The 1,359-nt window shown below is 67.9% G+C and carries 2 protein-coding genes; one reads left to right on the top strand and one right to left on the bottom strand.

What is annotated here, in order from left to right; all coding sequences use genetic code 11:
* Positions 1 to 187: 187 nt before the first annotated feature.
* Complete coding sequence (locus tag ABD951_RS20885; RefSeq protein ID WP_345349596.1) at positions 188 to 424, bottom strand: hypothetical protein; 237 nt, start codon at positions 422 to 424, stop codon at positions 188 to 190.
* A gap of 285 nt (positions 425 to 709) precedes the next feature.
* Between ABD951_RS20885 and ABD951_RS20880 the strand changes: the two genes are divergently transcribed.
* Positions 710 to 1,186, top strand: coding sequence for a hypothetical protein (locus tag ABD951_RS20880; protein ID WP_345349594.1), 477 nt, complete (start codon positions 710 to 712; stop codon positions 1,184 to 1,186).
* Positions 1,187 to 1,359: the final 173 nt, after the last annotated feature.

Here is a 1,359-nt window from a genome sequence, read left to right as displayed (position 1 = left end):
CCGGCCGCCGCCGATCCGGCCCGGCGCCGGACCGTGTCGGGCGCCGACGTCCTCCGGTTCGTCTGGTCCGCGCCACCCGCCATGCCACCGTCCCCTCTCAGCGTCGAGACACCGCAGCCCGACCTGGCGATCCACGCGACACCCCACCAGAGGATCCGGCCACCGCCCGTGACATTGCGCCTTCGGGTCAGCTGGCCGGCGCCTCTTCGGCCGGCGCCTCCTCGGGTGATGCTTCTTCCGTCGGTGCCTCCTCCGCCGGTGCGACCCGGACCGGGCTGCGGGCGGACTCGTCGCCGCACCCGGCGCGGATGCAGCCGGACATCACCTCCTGCCACCAGGGTTCGAGGGGGCTGGGTTCGGGCCACCGGATCGACTCGTCGGCCTGATCGTCGCCCCGATCCGGGTCACACTCGGTCGCACACACAGCACTGCACCTTCCGCTCGACTGCGCCCCGGACACCGGACGCCGCACCCCCGCGTTCCCCCGAAGTTACGCTCGTTAGGTCAGCTAAATGCGGTTTCCAGCTACCAGATTGCGAGCCGCTGCCATTCCGGGCAGTGCCGGACCCCGGCTCCGGGCGGCCACGCCGCTCCGCTCCCGCCTGCGAATCTTCACCGGTGCGGCCCGGCGCTGGCGCATAATTACCCAGTCACATCGTGTTTCACCGGCAGGGGGTGGGACTGGGCGATGAGTAGGCCCGATGTCCGTGTGGTGTTCCTCGTCGTCGGTGATCTGGTCGTCGCGGTAGGAGCACCGCTGTGGAACTACTACTTCCAGCGGTCCGACACGCCGCTGCAGGCGGGTGCGGCGGTGATCGGCGTGATCACCTTCACGTGTGTGTGGCTCATTCAGCGCGACTCGATGCGCGACAATCCCACCACCAACTCGATGCGCGACGCGATCGCGGCGGCATTCGTCGTGACCTATCTGGTGATGGTCGGATGGTCCGCCTTCTTCAACAACGCGGTGCACGTCCAACCCAGCGAGCAGGACGCGCTCTCTCCCCTGACCCAGACTCTCATCAGTAACTTCACCTATCTCACCGCAACCGTCGTCGTCTTCTACTTCGGTGCGGACACGGTCAAACAAGTGGTCCAGATTCGCGGGCGCCAGGCGACGGCCGGCGGCGAAGCCGGGTTGCCCACGGCAGCGCCCGGTCCTCGCGACCAGGACAACGGAACCTGACCACCGAATGCCGGTGCCCGGCCCGTCTGCCACGGCCAGGTGGGACCGGATCGAGTTGACAGAACCAATGCCGTCGACACCGCGGTCGAGCGCCCCGAGGCCACCCTTCCTCTTCCTGCTCCCCTTACACCGGACGGACAATGAGAATGCCCATTTCCCATTCGACCAAGGAG

The sequence above is a fragment of the Rhodococcus olei genome (assembly GCF_039540555.1).
GTDB lineage: Bacteria > Actinomycetota > Actinomycetes > Mycobacteriales > Mycobacteriaceae > Rhodococcus_G > Rhodococcus_G olei.
Note: the sequence above shows the minus strand (reverse complement) of the source record. Positions and strands in the feature narration are given on the sequence as shown.